General features: G+C 58.4%; 12 protein-coding genes. 1 reads left to right on the forward strand and 11 read right to left on the reverse strand.

The window, feature by feature from the left end:
* Nucleotides 1-38 precede the first annotated feature (38 nt).
* The 10 genes from GF423_RS09115 to GF423_RS09160 all read right to left on the reverse strand — a co-directional run bounded on the left by GF423_RS09115 (nt 39) and on the right by GF423_RS09160 (nt 16,065).
* The gene (locus GF423_RS09115) at nt 39-2,627 is read right to left on the reverse strand and encodes a family 10 glycosylhydrolase (RefSeq protein WP_154328059.1); all 2,589 of its coding nucleotides are present in this window, start codon (nt 2,625-2,627) and stop codon (nt 39-41) included.
* Between the two features lie 142 nt (nt 2,628-2,769).
* Entirely contained in the window at nt 2,770-4,500 is a 1,731-nt protein-coding gene (locus GF423_RS14270) for a PKD domain-containing protein (protein ID WP_154328060.1), read from the reverse strand.
* Nucleotides 4,501-4,520: 20 nt separating this feature from the next.
* On the reverse strand, nt 4,521-5,564 hold the full coding sequence (locus GF423_RS09125; protein ID WP_154328061.1) for a hypothetical protein: 1,044 nt from the start codon (nt 5,562-5,564) through the stop codon (nt 4,521-4,523).
* Between the two features lie 51 nt (nt 5,565-5,615).
* Nucleotides 5,616-7,523 carry a SusD/RagB family nutrient-binding outer membrane lipoprotein gene (locus GF423_RS09130; protein WP_154328062.1) on the reverse strand — a complete coding sequence of 636 codons (1,908 nt, stop codon included), beginning with the start codon at nt 7,521-7,523 and terminating at the stop codon, nt 5,616-5,618.
* A 24-nt stretch (nt 7,524-7,547) separates the two neighbouring features.
* Complete coding sequence (locus GF423_RS09135) at nt 7,548-10,634, reverse strand: SusC/RagA family TonB-linked outer membrane protein (protein WP_154328063.1); 3,087 nt, start codon at nt 10,632-10,634, stop codon at nt 7,548-7,550.
* Nucleotides 10,635-10,875: 241 nt separating this feature from the next.
* A complete protein-coding gene (gene hisB, locus GF423_RS09140; RefSeq protein ID WP_154328064.1) occupies nt 10,876-12,018 on the reverse strand; it encodes a bifunctional histidinol-phosphatase/imidazoleglycerol-phosphate dehydratase HisB in 1,143 nt (380 codons plus the stop codon).
* On the reverse strand, nt 12,005-13,051 hold the full coding sequence (hisC, locus tag GF423_RS09145; RefSeq protein ID WP_154328065.1) for a histidinol-phosphate transaminase: 1,047 nt from the start codon (nt 13,049-13,051) through the stop codon (nt 12,005-12,007). Before hisC ends, hisB begins: the two co-directional genes overlap by 14 nt.
* Before the next feature lie 40 nt (nt 13,052-13,091).
* A complete protein-coding gene (gene hisD / locus GF423_RS09150; protein WP_154328066.1) occupies nt 13,092-14,375 on the reverse strand; it encodes a histidinol dehydrogenase in 1,284 nt (427 codons plus the stop codon).
* Between the two features lie 44 nt (nt 14,376-14,419).
* On the reverse strand, nt 14,420-15,274 hold the full coding sequence (hisG, locus tag GF423_RS09155; protein WP_154328067.1) for an ATP phosphoribosyltransferase: 855 nt from the start codon (nt 15,272-15,274) through the stop codon (nt 14,420-14,422).
* Between the two features lie 332 nt (nt 15,275-15,606).
* Entirely contained in the window at nt 15,607-16,065 is a 459-nt protein-coding gene (locus GF423_RS09160) for an energy transducer TonB (protein WP_154328068.1), read from the reverse strand.
* A gap of 366 nt (nt 16,066-16,431) precedes the next feature.
* Between GF423_RS09160 and porQ the strand changes: the two genes are divergently transcribed.
* Complete coding sequence (gene porQ, locus GF423_RS09165) at nt 16,432-17,460, forward strand: type IX secretion system protein PorQ (RefSeq protein WP_154328069.1); 1,029 nt, start codon at nt 16,432-16,434, stop codon at nt 17,458-17,460.
* Nucleotides 17,461-17,570: 110 nt separating this feature from the next.
* Here porQ and GF423_RS09170 read toward each other — a convergent pair whose 3' ends face one another.
* Nucleotides 17,571-18,293, reverse strand: a complete 723-nt coding sequence (locus tag GF423_RS09170; RefSeq protein ID WP_262885023.1) for an MIP family channel protein — start codon at nt 18,291-18,293, stop codon at nt 17,571-17,573.
* Nucleotides 18,294-18,320 lie beyond the last annotated feature (27 nt).

Below are 18,320 nucleotides of genomic sequence, written 5' to 3' on the forward strand. Positions count from 1 at the left end.
ACGATAAATCATGAGATAAAAAAACTATTTAAGTACTTTTAATTGTTTTTTAAGATCTTGTCATCATCGCTGCCCGAGAGAATGAAATTGATGAGTGTGGTCACGTCGCTCACGTTGATGGTGCCGTCGGCGTTGAGGTCGGCCACGGTGGCATCGGTGGCCGTAGTGCCCAGTATCATGTTGATGAGCGTGGTCACATCGCTCACGTTTACCACCCCGTCGCTGTTCACATCGCCCTGTCGACAGTCACGGTAGGTGAAAGTGCGCACCAGGCTGTAGGGGGTGTACTGCACCGTCGTGCCGGTGGCGGCAGTGAGATAGGCGTAGCGGGCGCGCACATAGTAGCGTTTGCCGTCGACGGGCTTGCCCACACCGTTTATCTGACCCAGTGGTATCGACTCGAAGCTGCCGGCGATGGTGGCCTTGTAGCTCGATCGTGGCGGGAACGACGTGGAGGTGCTCATCTCGATGCGCAGCGACTGTGCACCGGCCTGGGGCTCGACGGCGATGCGCGAGTTGCTGTAGAGGGTGAGGCTGTCGACTGCCGGGGTGACGAGCAGGGGCGCGGTGAGTGCCACGTCGCGGGTAGTGAAGCTCATGATGCTGCTTGCAACCGAGTCAGTACCCTCGCGTGCGGTCACTTGAGCATAGTAGGTGGTGCCGCCAGCCAGCTTGAAGGCAGGCACGGTGTAGCTGGTGTGAGTCGTCGAGATTGCTACGACAGGGGCCTTCAAGTCGGCGTTGTCGCTCACGATCAGGGTGTAGACGGTGCTGTCGCCGGCTGCCGTCCATGCAATGGCGGGCGTGAGGTCGACTGCTGTAGCGCCGCTCGCGGGCGACGTGATGCTAAGGGGCGCGATGGTGAAGCGGTGCACATCGCTCGTGCTCTCGGTCAGGTTCAGCCCGCTTGCCGTCACCTGCCAGTAGTAGGTCTTGCCCTGTTGCAAGGCAGTAAGGCTGGCCAGCGGGTAGCTGGCGGCACTGGTCTCGACCTGGGCCACAAGCGTGTCGAGGCCTGGATTGCTGTAGATGTTGAGCTTGTAGATACTGCCGTTGCCCTGCCACTTGAGGTGCGACAAGAGTGTGACGGTGGCGCCGTCGGCCGGGGTCGTGAGCTGGGGTTTAGGAGCCTGACTGGCGGTTGCCCCTGCAAGCACCGGGGCATACTCGCGCTCCCAACGGTCGAGCACGGTCACGGCATAGCGGTAGCCGCTGCGGTAGGCCGGTTTCACGACATAGCGCGGGCTATAGGTGATGCCGAGCAGGTATTGCGGCTGGCAGCTGAACTGCGAGTCGGCCACACTGTCGGGGGTGGCATACACCACATAGCGCACATTGGGTATGGAATCCCAGCTGAGCGTGTCGCCGTCGATCTTGCTGCCAGTCACTGCCCCGTAGCTTTGGGGCGTCTTCTGCCAGGTGACGGCCGGGCTGAGCGAGCGCGTGGTGAAGCTGTGCTTCTTCAGGTACTCGCGCAGGCCCCACACCTTGCCGTCGATGGTGTGGTTGTTGTAGCGCCAGGTGGTGTACTTGAAGTAGATCATGCCCTGGCACCCTGCTTGGCGGGCCACGTCGACCTGCTTGCACATCTCGTCAAAGTCCCAGCCTGTCTTGCCCACACTCGAGCACGTCTGGCTGATGTAGACGTGACGGTTGAATTTCTTGCCTATGCGTCCCCACCAAGTGGTGACCTCGTCGTAGTTGCCTGCGGTGTTCCAGTACACCTGCGGCGACATGAAGTCGACGGTGCCGCGGGTTATCCAGGCCATGGGGTCGCTGTAGATTTGATCGTATTGCCAGTCTCGGCCAGGGCTGGGATCAACGCCATACTTGGCGGCCACCTCGGGCGACGTGCAGACCACGCCGGCCGGGCCAATGCCGAAGCGCACCCAGGGCTTCACCTGCTTGATCATGGCGTTGACGTCGTGCACCATCTTGTTCACGTTCTCGCGGCGCCAGTCGGCCTGGCTCATAGTGCCGCCGCCGCGCTTGTAGGCGTTGTACTGGGCCGAGTCGAGGTCCATGGGGCTGCCATCCTGATTATAGAAATAGTCGTCAAAGACCAGGCCGTCGACGTCGTACTTGGTGATGATGTCGCGGCACACGTCTACCACCCGCTGCCGCACCGAGTCGATGCCAGGGTTGAGGCAGGTCTCGTAGTCGGTGGTCATGAGCCAGTCGGGGTGAGTGTTGATGTAGTCGAGCGGGCTCTCGCCCCACTTGGTCGACTTGGGCGCGTAGCGGTAGGGGTTGACCCAGGCATAGATCTCGATGCCGCGCTTGTGGCCCTCTTGCACAATCCAGGCCAGCGGATCAAATGCCGGCGCCACGCCGCGCGTGCCCGACACGTAGCTCGACCAGGGCTCGTAGGCCGAGTTGTACATGGCATCGCTCATGGCACGCACGTGGTAGTACACGGTGTTCATGTTGTTGGCCGCCAGCGTGTCGAGCATCTTTTGGCAAGTTGCCTTGAGCACCTTTTGGTTGGCCGTGGTGATGGGTGTTGAGGGCCAGTCGCCCACGAAGGCGCTCATCCACACGCCGCGTTGCTCGCGTTTCACCTGCGCTGTGGCGGGCAGCAGAAGTGCGAGGGCCAGTAGTAAAAGAAGTGTAATTTTTGTTTTCATCGCTATTGGTTTAAAAAATACAGGGGGCAGTCACAGTCGATACACTTGTGAGCCCCCTGTAAAAATATATCCTATTTATGTGTTGCAATCATGTGGCTGCCTGCCGGCGGCAGGTCGCTCACGATTGCATGTGCAATTGTGCTTAGAACAGGTAAGTTGCACGCGGGTTGATGCACACACCCAGAATCTTGTCGGTGTTGCCCTGGAAGTCATACACCTTCTTGGTCTCGGGGTTGTAGTACTTCAAACCAGTCTTGTAGGTCTTCTCGCCGCTTGCGGCGTTGAAGCCGAAGTACACATAGTGGGTGGCGGCGTCAACAACCATCTGGGTCACATACACGCCCTCGGCATCGGTGGTGTTGATGGGATCGGCGTCCATTTGCACAAAGGCGTTGTATTTGCTGTAGTCGGCAGTCGACGTTGCGCCCGGCAGGTTGTAGTCGCCAAAACCCGGGTTGGGCGTTGTGCCCTTGGTCATCCACACATACAGGCGTCCCAGCTCCTCGTCGATGGTGAAGCCACGGGGCTGCGTGTTTTGCAGCACGATGGGATAGGGGATGTCGACACCCGCGCCCGTCTTGCCAATGTCGCTGGTCTTGAAGCGGTAGATTCCGTAGCCCGAGTAGTTCTTACCCCACCAGAAGGTGTTGTTCTTGTCGATATACAAGCCGGTGTTGATGGCGCCATAGGCTATGCCCTTGTTGTAGTAGGCCAGCTGGCTGTTGACCACAAAGTAGCCGTCGGTGCTCGAGTACACCGTCTTTTCGGTCTCGTTGCGCGTGCTCAGCGGCAGGCGGCGTATACCGGTGTTGCGGTCGGTGTAGTAGAGATAGGTGCCGTCGGTGCAACCCTGGAAGGGGTCGTTGAAGGCCTGGCCGCCCACGTTGGTGACCATGCTGTTGGCGCTCGAGCCGTCGGCGCTCATCACAGTGATTTTGCCGTCGCCCAGCGTGCCGTTCTCGTCGTTGATGTAGTAGTACTGCTTGCCGCAGTCGAGTATATAGACGTTGTCCTGCTCGATGGTGGCCGAGTCGGTCACGGTCTTCTCGGTGGCAAACACCAGGTTGGTGGGCATGTTGCCGCTGCTCACGCCCATGTCGAAGGGCATGTTCTTGGTGCCGGCGGGCAGCTTGCTCATGTCGACAAGCTTGTAGGCCTTGATGTTGCCGCCCACTGCTGCATAGTACAGCGTGGGAGCAGGCAGGCTCGAGCCCACTTGCACGTTGACGTAGCTGTCCTCGAGGCGGCGGTTCTCGCCGTTGACGTCAAACCACGTCTGCAGTGTCACCTTCTGCGACCCTATGTTGGAGAAGGTGAGCGCGCCGGGGTTGTCGATAGTGCCGTCGCTGTGCGAGTAGCCGGTGAAGGTGGTGATGGTCTTGCCGTCGGCCGTCTTGGTGCCCTCGGGGAAGGTCCACACATACTTGCATTCCAGGTTCTCGGGGTTGGGCAGCTCGATGCCCAGGTTCACTTTAACATCGTTGATTACAATGGTGGGGGCCGACTGGCTGGTCACACTGAGCGACGGAGCAATGTCGTAGATGAGCAGTGGATAGGTGCGGCTGCCCACACCGTCGACGGTGAGTGTCACCTTGTACATGCCAGCCTTGGCATACTTGTGAGTGGGGTTGGCCTCGGTCGAGGTCGTGCCGTCGCCGAAGTCCCAGGTCACTTTGCCCGTCTTGGCCGAGGTGTTGGTGAACTGGATGGTCGACACTACATAGAAGTCGAGCGCATATTCGTTACCCTCAACTGCATAAGAGAAGTCAACATCTTTGCCGCCGAAGTTGCCATAGTCGGGGTCCTTGCTCACGCAGCCCGTGGTGATGAGCATCAACAGCGTCAAGAGTCCTATTGTTTTGAAAAATTTCATAGTCGCTTGTTGTATTTAATTTAGTTAAGAGTAATTTCCTGATTGTCGTTGCTCACTCCCACCTTGCCGTCGGTGTCATAGACGCGGAACGTGGGCTCGAGGTAATACTGGCGGGTGTAGGTCACGTTGTACACCTTGTCGCTCGTGTTGTAGATCCACGACGTGAACGGGATGGTGCTGATGAGCTCCTTCCAGTAGGGCATGTACTGGCGGCGCACAGTGGTGATCTTGCTGCCCGTGTCGTCGCTGTAGCGGCTGAAGAGCCACTCGCTCGCCTTGTAGACGGGATACACGTTGACGCCTGCAGGGGCATCGCTCTGGCTGGCAATCTCGTGATACACCGTCACGCTGTCGACGATGGTCGTGTAGTAGTAGTGGTCGACCTGGTCGGTAGTGTACCAGTCGTCGCTCTTCTTGTCGCTCGTGGTGTCGGTGGGGAAGTTCACGTTGTACTTGGCGTTGAGCGTCGTGAAGGCCTCGATGGGGAAGTTGTAGTTGATATAGACGTTGCGCAGGTCGTTGTAGTAGGTGCTGTCCTTGGTGAGGGCGTTGACCATGTAGTCGACAAACTCGCTGGCAAACGTGCTGGGATAGTAGCTGTCAAACTTGTCCTGATCCCACTGCGCGGGACTTACCCACGTGAGCGGTGCAAGGGTGCGCGAGGTGGGGAAGGAGTCGTTGAGCACATACTCGTGACCGTCCCACACAGCCAGGCTGTGGGGATACTTGGCCATGCTCTGGGCGCTGCGCACGGTGTCGGTGAGCGTGTAGGTCTTGGTATAGGCCAGCGACGTGGTGAGCATGCTCTTGGCAGCGGCGCTCTGCTCGCGCTTCACCAGCGCCCACACCTCGCTGTGGTCGATCTGCTTGTCGCTTGTGGTGTAGTATTTACCTTTGAAAGTTGCATAGTTGCCTGCCTTCACAAACTTTGAACTCTGCTCCCAGTCGACGGTGGGCAGTACCTGCCCAAGCTCGCCGTTGTCGTCAATGGGGTCGTGAACGGCGCATGAGGTCATCACCAGTATCGACAGTGCTATGGAACCTAATATGTTAACTATTTTCATAATCTTGTGTAGAATCTATTGTTGAGTTAATAATTTCACAGCCACGCGCTTTCACTTGCCAGTGAGCGAGGTGACCTTGCCGTAATCCTCGGCCCATATCATAGGCTTCTGCAGCCACTTGTAGTTCTTGTAGGCACCCAGGCGCTCGAGCTCTTTCTTGTTGTACTTCTCCTCGGTCTCGGGGTCGTAGTTGATGCGTTGTATCCAGGTGTTCTCCTTCTGTGCCTCGGTGAGGCCGTCGATCCAGTAGGCGGCATAGAGGTTGTAGGGGCGACGCAGCGTGGGGTAGATGATCTCCTGGTTGTCGCCTATGCCGTACTTGTTGCGGTTGTTGCTGTAGTGGTAGCGGCGCATGTCGGTCCACTGCTCGGGCTGGAGGTACATGGCGATGTACTTCTGCTCCATGAGGTCGCTCAGCGTGTAGTTGCTGGGGTTGAAGAACCAGTGCTCGTTGCCGCGGTCGGTCACCTTGTACACACTGGGCTTCTTGCTGCTGCCGCGGTAGTAGTCCTCGTTGTTGAGGAAGGCGTTGACCTGTGCATCCCAGTACTCCTTTGACTCAAAGGCAGGCTCGCCGCTTACGGTCGTCTTGCCAGGATACTTGTTGTCGGTCTTGCTATCGTAGTTGGGATTGGGGTGATAGAGCTCAAAGGCCTCGAGATGACGCTCGATGTTGTGCTCGGTGGCCTCCTTGGCCAGGGCGCAAGCTTCGGCCTTGTTGCCCAGCCAGTACTCGGCCTCGGCCTTGATGAAGTAGAGCTCCTCCATGGTGAACAGGGGGTTGTAGGCTGTTGTGGCGCCTGCATAGGCTCCCATATACAGGTAGGGGTAGTTGGCAATCTTGAAGCTGCTGCCCATGCCTATGTTGTTCTCCAGGTAGCGCATCTTGATGGTGGCTGCGTCGTCGCTGGCCGTTTTGGGCCCGGTGCGTGCCACCATGAGCAGGTTGCAGCGGGGGTCGTTGGCATAGCCGTCGTGCTGGTGACCGGTCCAGGCAAAGAGGCCGCTCAGCGACTCGTTGTCGGGGTTGGACAGACCCAGCAGGTCGACCATGAAGAACTTCGACGGGATGGCCTGGCTCAGCAGGTTGGCACGCGACTCCCACGAGTTGATCACGGGTTGTGCAATGCTCCACACGGCATTTTGCGTGCCTGTGCCGCCGTTCCAGTAGTAGCGTGGCTCGTTGCCAAACCAGCTGCCATAGAGCAGCGAGCCCGAGCGCCATTGTGTGATGGCGGCATCGGCTGCATCCACGATCTTCTGGCACATGGCTGCGCTGCGGTCGATGTTGGGCAGGTTGCGCAGCAGCAGGCGGGCCTTGATGGCAAGCACAAGGCCTTTCCAGCGGCTCAGGTCGCCCTGGTACACGCGGTCGGAGCTTGCGCCTATGACCTGGTTGTTGGGGTTCTCGGTGATGCTCTTGTCGTCGAAGGCCTTGATCAGGTCGTCGCACTCTTGCATCATCCAAGCGTAGACTTGCTCTTGCGAGTCATATTTTGGTGCATTCGACGTGTAGGCCTGGCTACGGGGCATGTCGCCGAAAGCATCGGTAGTGAGCTGGGTCGACATCAACTTGATGGTGCGGGCTATGAGCTCGTAGTTGGGCGAGTTGATGGCTGCGGCATTGGCGATCACGTTGTTGGCGTTCACACCGATGTCGTAGAAGTGGCGGCGCCACATGGGGTGGCGGTTCATCGTGAGCATTTCCCACTCGCTCTTGTAGCTGTAGGTACCTATCGAGCTCTTGCCGCCCGTGGTGAGCATCTGCGAGAAGTAGGCATTGTACTCGGCGTGGTCATACACGATTTGCTGTGCGTAGTAGATGACTGTGGGCAGGCCGTTTTTGGCGTCGATGGCGTGAGCCTTGTCGGGGTTGATATTGTCGTCGAGTGTGTCCCCGCAGCTCACCATGCCCAGGCATGTCAGCATTAATAACGCTATGATGTTTATTTTCTTCATTGTTGTCGTTTACTTCTTCTTGGTTTAGAATGTTGCTTTAAGCGTGAAATTGAAACTGCGCGACACGGGCACCTGGTAGTAGTCGATGCCAGTACCGCCAGTACCGCCAGATGTGGAGACCAGCACTGCCGGGTCGTTGCCGGTGTACTTGGTGAGCAGGAACAGGTTGCGGCCTGTGGCCGAGAGGCTCAGGTTCTTTACTGCCCAGCCTTTTTTGAGCATCGACGAGAAGTCGTAGCTCAACGTCACATAGCTCAGGCGCAGGTAGCTGCCGTCTTCGATGAAGTTGGACGACACGGTGCTGTAGTACTTGTTCACGTAGTTCTGGTCGAGCACGATGGGGGTGGTGTTCTTTACATAGCCCGTGGTGCCGTCGGGCAGGGTCACTGCCTGCACGCCGTCGACAATGTACTCGCGGTTGCGGTATTTCTCCCATATCTTGGCCATGCCGTTGGAGAGCAGAGAGCGACCGGTCACGTTGGCCACGTCGCCGCCGCAGCGGCCGTCGAGCAGGAACGACAGGGTGGCGTGCTTGTAGCGGAAGGAGCTGCCCAGACCCAGCAGGAAGTCGGGCTCGCGGTTGCCAATGTAGATGCCCTTGGCCGGGTTGATGGTGGGATAGCCGTTGGCATCGCATATCACGTTGCCGTCGGGATCGCGCAGGTAGTCCTTGCCCGAGATGCCGGTCGATGAGCCGTTAAGGCGTGCAACCGGGAAGATGTCGCCATACTGGGTGCCTTGTATCTCAACCACGCCCTCGGGCAGCTTGGTCACCTTGCCTCGGTTGAACGAGTAGTTCAGGTTGGCTGTCCAGGTGATATCGTCGGTCTTGATGATGTCTTGAGCCAGGCTTATCTCCATGCCGTGGTTCTTGACGGTACCCTCGTTGCGGGTTTGCAGGATGGTGCCCGATGCAGGCGACACGCGCACGCTCACGATTTGGTTGTCGGCCGTGGTCGAGTAGTAGGCAATGTCGAGGCGGGTGCGGCTGTTGAAGAAGCGCAGGTCGGCACCTATCTCCCATGAGCTGTCCATTTCGGGTACAAGCGCGATGGCTCGCGATGTGGCGGGGTCTACGCCGTAGCCGCCGTCGGGGAACAGGGTCCACTGCTTGTAGGTGTCGGTAAACTGGTAGGCGGGGCAGTCTTTACCCACCTTGGCCCAGTTGCCGCGTATCTTGCCATAGGAGAACCAGCTGTTGGTGAGGTGGAAGAGCTCGCTGAAGATGACACCGGCGGTCACCGAGGGGTAGAAGTAGTTGTAGTCGACTTGCTTGAGTCGCGAGGTGCCGTCGTAGCGGCCTGTCATGCTCAACTGGGCAATGCCCTTGTAGTCGAAACGCAGCTCGCCGAAGTAGCCGTACTTGTTGTACTTGGTGTGGGAGAGCTTGGGGTGATTGCTGGTGAGCAGATCGCCGTTGGTGAAGTCGGTGTTCATGAAGCTGTAGTAGTCGCCTCCCAGCTGGAAGTGCTCGCCGTAAAGGCTGGCCTCGTAGCTCGTGCTCTCCTTGTACTCGGCTCCCAGGAGCAGGTTGATGTTGAAGTCCTGTGCAATGGTTTTCTTGTAGGTAGCCAGACCTTGCAGGGTGAACTGCTCGCTGCGCGAGGGGTCGAAGCTGTAGCTGCCGTAGAGCGACTGGTTGCTGGCCAAGATCGACTTCACGTCGCTGTTGTCGGGGTCGACCAGGTCGCCGTCGTAAAGGCGTGGCACGGTATAGCCCTCATAGGTGCTGTAGCCCTTGTCGTAGCCTATCTTGCCTGTGAACACGAGATCCTTGATGGGCTCGTAGCTCACCTGGCCGTTGATCACGATGCGGTCGCTTTGGGTCTTGCTATTGTCGCGGTTACGACCGAAGTAGGGCGACACGACTGCGCCTATGCGCTGGGTGTCGAGCAGCTCGTCCCAGCTGTCGTAGTAGTTGGCCCAGTTCACGTGTCCATCTTTGGTCTGGTAGTCGCTCATGTCGTGGTTGATGCCCCAGTTGTAGATAGTCGACATCGCGTTGCCGAAGCCGCGCGACTTGCTGTGCACATAGTTGGTGCTCAGGTTGAAGGTGACTTGGCTCGAGGGCTTGTACATGCCCTTGAGGAAGACGGTGAGTTGGTCTTTGTAGTCCTTGGGCACAATACCGTCGCTGTTGGTGTAGGAGACCGAGGCATAGGAGTTGAACTTCTCGGTACCGCCCGAGATGCTCACGTCATATTTCTGGAGGAAGCCAGTGCCCAGGAAGTCGCCCACGTTGTCGTAGCGCTGCTCGTCGCTCTGCAGGTAGGGACCCCAGCCGCCACTGCCGCTGTTCTCCTTGTACATGCCTCTCACGCCAGGGGTGAACACGCGCTGTATTTGCGGCACGCGCATGGGGGTGCTGAACTCGACGCTTGCGTTGCCGTTCACCTTCACGCTGCCGTCGCGGGCACCGCTCTTGGTGGTGATCATGATCACGCCGTTGGCGGCCTCCTGGCCGTAGAGGGCGCTTGCTGCTGCACCCTTAAGCACGCTCATGTTCTCGATATCGTCGGGGTTGATGTCGCCCAGCGAGCTGCCGTGGCCGCGCACGGGCACACCGTCGACAATCACCAGTGGCTCGTTGTTCTGCCCATTGTTGATCGACGAGATGGCACGTATGATCACCTGGGTCGACGAGTTGGGTGAACCGCCGCCGGTCGACACTTGCAGGCCGGCCACCTTGCCTTGCAGGGAGTTGGCAAAGTTGCTCGTTCCGCCGGCGGTTACCTCGTCGGCGTTGAGCGACTGGACTGCAAAGTTCAGTTTCTTTTTCTCTTGGGTCTGGCCCATTGCAGTGACCACGACTTCTCCAAGGGTTTGGGCGTTATCGGTCATCACGATGTTGAGGCTGCTCTGGCTGCCTATTTTCACCGAGATGGGTTTCATACCCACAAACGTGATGTCGAGCACGTCGTTGTCGCTCGCATCGATCGTGAATTTTCCGTCGATGTCGGTGGTCACGCCGCGGGTCGTGCCATGCACGCGCACCGATGCGCCTATGACGGCTTGCTTGTCGGTGGCCGATGTTACGACTCCAGTCACCGTGCGGGCAAAGCCCATCACCGCGAAGATGGAAAATAACAGAAGCAATAGCTGTTTTCTCATAAATGAATTATTTAGTTGTTTGTATTACTGTTGTTAATGGTTAAATTTTCTTTATGCTCCATTAGTGATTCGACTTCGCTCCCTTTTTTGAAATCAAATCGAGTACAAAGTAAAGGCATTTTTTTGTTCTACGTTCTGTTTTTTTCTTTTTATTTCAAGTACTTTCACATTATTTTGTGATTAAAAACAATTATTTAGTTAATTGGCAGGGCCGGCGCTGCTCAGTGTACAGCGAGGCGGCTCACAGGGCACCCTTGGTAGTGGGCAGGCGGTAGTTGAACACATCGCGCCTTATGGCTTGCTTGAGGGCTCGGGCCAGACCCTTGAAGATGCACTCGATCTTGTGGTGCTCGTTGTCGCCGCGGGCGCTCACGTAGAGGTTCATGCGTGCGCTGTCGCTCAAGCTCTTGAAGAAGTGGAAAAACATCTCGGTGGGCATGTGTCCTATCATCTCGCGGCTAAAGCGGGCGTCCCACACGAGCCAGCTGCGGCCGCCGAAGTCGAGGGCCACGGTGCAGTGGCAGTCGTCCATGGGCAGCACAAAGCCATAGCGCTCGATGCCGCGCTTGTCACCCAGGGCCTCGTAGATGGCTTGGCCCAGGGCGATGCCGGTGTCCTCGATGGTGTGGTGCTCGTCGACATAGAGGTCGCCCTTGCACTTTATCTTCAGGTCGATGCCGCTGTGCCGCCCTATCTGGTCGAGCATGTGGTCGAAGAAGCCTATGCCGGTCGAGACTTGGCACTGGCCTGTGCCGTCGAGATCGAGCCACACGTCGATGCGGGTTTCCTTGGTGTAGCGTTGCACGTGGGCTGTGCGCTGGCCGCCTCGCAGGTAGTCGGTCACGCGTTGCCAGTGGGGGGCCACGACGGCCAGTGTGGCGTCGAGGCCGGCTTGGGCGACGGCTTGCCTGGCTTGTGCCACGTGGGGGGCGAGCAAGATGGCCCGGGCGCCAAGGTTGCGGGCCAGTTCCACGTCGGTGAGACGGTCGCCTATCACGTAGCTCCCGGCCAAGTCGTAGTCGCCGCTGGTGTACTTGCCCAGCAGGGCGATGCCTGGCTTGCGGGTGGGCTGGTGGTCGGCTTCAAGTGTGGTGTCGATGATGATGTCGTCAAATTTCACTCCCTCGCCCTCAAGGGTCCTGAGCATGAGCTCGTGGGGGCCAGTGAAGCTCTCTACGGGGAAGGCGGGTGTGCCCAGCCCGTCCTGGTTGGTCACCATCACCAGCTCGTAGTCAAGGGTGCGGGCTATGAAGGCCAGGCTGGTGATGACGCCGGGCAGGAATTGCAGTTTCTCGTAGGAGTCGACTTGCTCGTCGGCTTCGGGCTCGACCACGATAGTGCCGTCGCGGTCGATAAACAGTGCTTTTTTCTTATTTGTTTCCATAGTTGCTGATTGCATTGATGACGGCGTCGTTTTCCTGGGGGGTGCCCACGGTGATGCGCAGGCAGCCCAGGCACTGCTCCACACGGTTGCGGTTGCGCACCACGATGCCCTCGCGGCACAGGTGGGCATAGATGCCGTCGGCGTCGACGGTCTTCACGAGCACAAAGTTGGCGTCGGTGGGGTAGGTCTTCAACACTTGCGGCAGCCGGGCCAGCGCGTCGATGAGGCGGCCGCGCTCGGCCAGGATGGCATTGCGCCAGCCGGCCAGCTGGTCGAGCTTCTTGAGGTGCTCGAGGGCATATTGCTGGGTGAGGCAGTTCACGTTGTAGGGGTATTTCACCTTGTTGAAGAGCTCGACTATGGCTCTTGAGGCAAAGGCCATGCCCAGCCGCACGCCGGCGCTTGCCCAGGCCTTGGAGAAGGTGGAGAGCACAATCAGGTTGGGGTGCCGGGCGAGTTTGTGGCGCATGGAGGGCTGCGACGAGAAGTCGGCATAGGCTTCGTCGACCACCACGAGGCACCCTGCCTGGTCGAGGATGCGCTCGATGAGCAATGTGTCGATGGCGTTGCCCGTGGGGTTGTTGGGCGAGCACAGGAAGATGGCCTTGGTGTGCGGGGTCACGGCGCCGAGCAAGGCCTGGACGTCGAGCGAGAAGTCGGGGCGCAGGGGCACCTTGCGGTAGGCCACGTCGTTGATGTGGGCGCACACCTCGTACATGCCGTAGCTGGGCGACATGGCCACCACATTGTCGGTCTTGGGCTCGCAAAACACGCGATACACCAGGTCGATGCACTCGTCGCTGCCGTTGCCCAAAAAGATGTTGCCGGCCTCCACGCCTTTCACCTGGGCCAGCTTGGCCTTGACCTGGGCTTGCAGGGGGTCGGGATAGCGGTTGAAGGGAGCGTTGTAGGGGCTCTCGTTGGCGTCGAGCCACACGCTGGCCTGGCCGTGAAACTCGTTGCGGGCGCAACTGTAGGGCTCCAGGGCCTGGATGCAGGGCCGCACGAGGCTATTGATGTCAAAATCGGTCATTGCAAAACGCTTTTTTTTTGTATTGATTTGGTTGCATCTCTCACTTGTCAAGCCTCACGGCTACTGCCAGGCGGTGGGCCATGAGGTCTTCGGCCTGGGCCATTGTCTCCACGGTGTGGCCTATGCCTGCGAGGCCTTGCTTGGTGAGGCGCTGGAAGGTGATCTTCTTGGTGAAACTGTCGAGGTTCACGCCGCTGTAGGCGTGGGCATAGCCGCTGGTGGGCAGGGTGTGGTTGGTGCCGCTGGCATAGTCGCCGGCACTCTCGGGCGAGTAGGGGCCCAGAAACACCGAGCCGGCGTTGACCACGCGCCGGGCCAGCGCCTCGCACTCTTCGCAGTTGAGGATGAGGTGCTCGGGGGCGTAGGCGTTGACGTAGTCGATCACCTCGTCGAGCGTGTGCAGCACGATGATGTGGCTGTGGCCGAGCGACTTCTTTATCATTTCCTGGCGGGGCAGGGTGGCAAGCAACTCGTCGATGACTTGTGGCAACCTGGATGCCAGGGCCTCGTGGGTGGTGAGCAGGGTCGACTGGCTGTCGGAGCCGTGCTCGGCTTGTGAGAGGAAGTCGCTGGCCACATAGCGCAGATCGGCGTTGCCGTCGGCCACTACCATCACTTCGCTGGGGCCGGCTGGCATGTCGATGGCCACCTTGTTGTATTGCGCTTGCATCTTGGCCTCCATCACAAAGCGGTTGCCGGGCCCGAAGATTTTGCTCACACGGGGTATGGTCTCGGTGCCCCAGGCCATGGCGGCTATGGCTTGAGCGCCGCCGCTCTTGTAGATGCGGGAGATGCCGCACTTGCGGGCGGCATAGAGTATCGCGGCGTTCACCTTGCCGTCGCGGCCGCAGGGGGTGCACATGACCACTTGGGAGCAGCCGGCTATGCGTGCGGGCAGACCCAGCATGAGCACGGTGGAAAAGAGGGGCGAGTTGCCGCCGGGTATGTAGAGACCCACCCGCGTGATGGGCACTGCGCGCTGGCAGCAGGTGACGCCGGGCGAGGTCTCTACCTCGAGCTCGTGCATGCGTTGCGCTTTGTGAAATGTGGCGATGTTGGCGGCTGCCTGGTCGATGGCTGCCTTGAGCTCCTGGCTCACCTGGTCGCAGGCCTGCTGCATCTCGGCGGGGCTCACTGCGAGGTCGCCCAGTTGCACGCCGTCGTATTTCAAGGCCAACTCTCGCAGGGCCTTGTCGCCCTGCTCTCGCACCTGGTCCATGATGCTGGCCACTGTGTCGTGCAACTCCCGGGTCTCGGCCACGGCGCGGCGCATGAGCGCGGGCCACTGGCTGCGGTCGGGGTATTTTGTGATTTCTACTGTCATGATTCTGTCTTGTGTTTGGTTGTTGATTTCTTGTAGTATTTGAACTATGGCACCATTTCCTCGATGTTGAGCACGAGGATGCCCTCGGCACCCACGGCCTTGAGGGCGTTGATGCTGGTCCACAGGGTTTTCTCCTCGATGACCGAGTGCACCGAGCACCAGTTGTCGTCGGCCAGGGGCAGCACGGTGGGACTCTTGATGCCCGGCAGGATGGCGAGCACGGCCTTGAGCCGGCTCTTGGGCACGTTCATGAGCACATATTTTCTGGTCTCGGCGGTCTTTACGGCCTCGATGCGGAAGAGCAGTTCGTCGAGCGCGTTTTGCTTCTCGTCGTCGAGCTGCCTGTCGCTGCCTATGAGCACGGCCTCGCTGGGCAGCACCACCTCCACCTCCTTGAGGTTGTTGCTCACCAGGGTGCCGCCGCTCGAGACGATGTCGAATATGGCATCGCTCAGGCCAATGCCGGGGGCAATCTCCACCGAACCGCTGATGACGTGTATGTCGGCGTCGAGGTTGTTTTTCTTCAAGTAGCTGGCCAGTATCCTGGGGTAGCTGGTGGCTATCTTCTTGCCGTTGAACCACGCCGGGCCGTTGTAGTCGGCGTCTTTGGGTATGGCCAGCGACAGGCGGCAGCGGCTGAAGCCCAGCTTGCGCAGCATGTTGACTCGCTGGTGCTTCTCGAGCACCTCGTTGAGCCCCACGATGCCTATGTCGGCCGTGCCGGTGGCCACCGAGTCGGGGATGTCGTCGTCGCGCAGAAAGAGCAGCTCGACGGGAAAGTTCTTTGACGGCACAAGCAGCGTGCGTTTCACAGCCACGAGCTTGATGCCGGCGGCCTTGAGCAGCTCCATCGTCTCATCGTAGAGACGGCCTTTGGATTGTACAGCGATGCGTAACATTTTTTGTGTGTTGTGTGTGTGATAATATTTAGTCTTATTCTTATTGCAAAATGTGGTTGCAACTGCCCTATAAAAAATCAACCGACCTGCCTGAGCATTCTCAGAAAAGTCGGCTTCACTCGTTTTTAAACGCTTTGTGGTCTCATCGCCTCGTCGAGCAACAACCATACCTGGCCTTCCTGTGGGGAATGCTGCTATGGTGATGATGATGACGGTGTGTGTAAACCATATCGATTGTATCTATTTCGGTTGCAAAGGTAAACACAATTTTCTGAAATCGCAACACTTTTGTTTGTGTAGTTTAGGTCGTGCTGGCCTCACAGTGGCGCTTGCTACAGGCGGAAGGCGATGGGCAGAATGCAACGCACGTTGACCTTGCTGCTGCGCACGCGGCCGGCCTCCCAGCGCGGCATCTTCTTGATCACGCGCATGGCCTCTTGGTCGAAGGCGGCATAGCCCGAACTGCGTATCACCTGGATGTGGCTCACTCGCCCGTCGGTGCCTATGATGAAGCTGCACAGCACGCGGCCTTGCTGGTGGTGCACATACTCGTTGTAGGGGTACTCGCGCGTGTTGTTGATGTAGTTGACCAGCCCGCGCTCGCCGCCAGGAAACTCTGGCTGCACGTCGACTTGCTCAAACTCGTAGAATTCTATGTACTGCAGGCGTTCGGGAGACATGGGATTGACCTGCCCCACACGTCGTGCGTTCCGTTGTGCGTCGGCTGCAAGCGGAATCATCATAAACAATGAGAGGAATATTAACAGATCGATGCGTAATGCTTTTTCCATATATATCACCTTCGTTCTTGCTACGCCGTGTCGGGGTGTGACGCGTGTAGTAATGACCAAATTCAGGTACAAATATAATTGTGAATTTTTTATTGTCAATGATTTTTGCCCCCAATTTGAAAATGATTAATATTGTTTCATTTATTTTTACAGATTGCACTCCCACGGGCAAATGTTGTAAAAAAGTTTTAAACCATCATACTATTGCAGGGGGCTTTTGCGTTTATTAATCACAAAGGAATCGTGGCTGCATGGCCACGCCTTTTTCGGGTGTTTCAACACACACACACTGTTGAAGCACAATTGTTGCACTTTGGGCTTGCCCGTTGGGGGGCTGGCTTATGAAAATTGGGTAAAAATATAATAATGAGAATCTACTCCCGTCGCACAGTGGCCCTTGTCATCGCTCTTGCCGCCCTCGTTGCAGCCAGGGCCGACTCGGGCACCACGGCCTACGACTTTCTCAAGGTCACTCCCTCGAGCCATGTCTATGGCTTGGGCGGTCACAATATCACAATCATCGACGACGACATCAACCTGGTCGAGCAGAACCCGGCCTTGCTGGGCCCTGAATTTGACCACCAGGTGGGCCTCAACTACATGAAATACATTGGGTCGACCAATTTCATGGGCGCCCGCTACGGCCAGGGCATCGACGAGCACAGCGCCTTTGCGGCCGGCATTCAGTACTACGGCTACGGCAATCTCGACGGCTACGACGAGACGGGCACCCCCACGGGCACCTTCAGTGCCAGCGACATCAGCTTCTCGCTCACCTACTCGCACGACATCGCCGCCAACCTGCGCGGTGGCATCACACTCAAGTATCTCTATTCCAAGTATGACGAGTACACCGCCGGCGCCATCGCCGCCGACCTGGGCATCAACTACTACAACCCCGACAACGACTTGTCGCTCTCGGCAGTGGTGAGCAACTTGGGCGGCCAGGTGAAGAAGTTCAACGACAAGAAGGACAATCTGCCTTGGGACGTGCAGCTGGGCTACTCGCAGCTGCTGGGCTCGTCGCCCTTCCGCCTCTCGATCACGGCCTGGAACCTGCGCAAGTGGCACTTGCCCTACTATGAGCCTGCCGACAAGAACAATGCCAGCAGCGACCTGGTGAAGAAGGACAAGTTTGGCAGCAACCTCCTGCGCCACTTGGTGTTCGGCCTGGAATTTCTGCCGCAGGACAACATGTACATCGGTTTGGGCTACAACTACAAGGTGCGCACCGACATGAGCACCTACAATCGCAATTTCCTCTCAGGTCTGTCGATAGGAGCCGGCCTCAAGGTGAAGTCGTTCGGGTTCGGCGTGGCCCTGGCACAGCCCCACACTGGCGCCACCACCTTCATGTTCAACCTCACCACCTCGATAGGCGAGCTGCTGAAATAGCCGCCACTCGCGCATCAGGGCATGCAATGCAACAGCTGCGCCTCTTGAGCTCTCAGGGCTCATGAGGCGCAGCTAAGGGATGTGTGAGAGGTGGGCGCTGTCGTTAGCCCTTAGGCCTTGCCGGCCTTGGGCTCAATAGCTTTCCATATCGCAGCTGCCAGGGCGCCGCCCACCAGCGGGGCAACGATGAAGATCCACAGCTGGCTCAGAGCAGCGCCGCCTTGAAACAGGGCAGGGCCCAGCGAGCGAGCGGGGTTCACACTGGTGCCCGTGTAGTGGATGCCCACCAGGTGAATGAGTGTGAGGCTCAAGCCTATGGCCAAGCCGGCAAAGTTGTTGGTGGCTCCGTTGGTCTTGGCTGTGGCACCCAGCACCACAAGCACAAAGAGCGTGGTGAGCACGGCCTCGACCAGGAAACCGGCGCCCAGCGGCACACCGTCGGCACAGGCATTGGCCCCTGTGGTCGTGCCCAGTATCGAGCCCGAAGTGGCCGTTGTGATGGCATAGAGCACGGCTGCTGCCAGAATGCCGCCTATGAACTGGCCCACCCAGTAGCCCACGGCGTCTTTCACACTCATGCGGCCGCTGCACAGCACGCCCAGCGTGATGGCAGGATTGATGTGGCAGCCGCTTATGCCGCCTATCGTGTAGGCCATGGCCACCACAGTGAGGCCAAAGGCCAGGGCTGTGCCCACTACCGATGCGCTGTCGACGCCGCAGTTAAGGCTCACGGCAGCTCCGCAGCCCAGAAATGTGAGTACAAATGTGCCCACAAGTTCAGCTAAATACTTCTTCATTGTCGTAACTGTTTTTTTTTGAGTTAATGATTTCAGTTTTTTGCAATGTACTGTCGCCTCCCG

The sequence above is a fragment of the Sodaliphilus pleomorphus genome (assembly GCF_009676955.1).
Taxonomy (GTDB): domain Bacteria; phylum Bacteroidota; class Bacteroidia; order Bacteroidales; family Muribaculaceae; genus Sodaliphilus; species Sodaliphilus pleomorphus.